This is a genomic window from Bradyrhizobium sp. Arg816 (assembly GCF_029989365.1).
GTDB lineage: Bacteria > Pseudomonadota > Alphaproteobacteria > Rhizobiales > Xanthobacteraceae > Bradyrhizobium.
The window spans coordinates 1-507 of record NZ_JAPRAQ010000147.1 but is presented as its reverse complement, the minus strand read 5'-3'; the positions used below and the strand labels follow the sequence as shown (position 1 = coordinate 507).

Annotated in this window: 1 protein-coding gene; it reads right to left on the bottom strand. The window is 53.8% G+C overall.

The annotated features are described in order from the left end of the window. Window positions 1–507: FAD-dependent oxidoreductase (locus OWC48_RS46235; RefSeq protein ID WP_282525961.1), on the bottom strand; the 507-nt coding region annotated here is incomplete at both ends.

The window sequence follows — 507 nt, the reverse complement described above, 5'->3', positions numbered from 1 at the left end:
GTTTCAGATCGCGCGGGTCGAAGAAATCGTACTCAATCGCGTAACCAGGGCGAACGATCTTCGCGTTCTCCATACCCTGCATGGAACGGACAATCTGCATCTGCACGTCAAACGGCAGGCTGGTGGAGATACCGTTAGGGTAAATCTCGTTAGAGGTCAGTCCTTCCGGCTCAAGGAAGATCTGATGCTGGTTACGATCGGCAAAACGCATCACCTTGTCTTCGATCGAAGGACAGTAGCGTGGGCCGATCCCTTCGATCACGCCAGCGTACATTGGGCGACGATCGAGGTTATTACGAATCACGTCATGGGTTTTCTCATTGGTATGCGTGATGTAACACGGCACCTGTTGCGGATGCTGAGAAGCATTCCCCATAAACGAGAAAACCGGCATCGGGTTATCGCCATGCTGTTGAGCCAACACGCTGAAATCGATAGTACGCGCATCAATACGCGGCGGTGTGCCGGTTTTCAGGCGGCTGACGCGTAGCGGAAGCTCACGCAGAC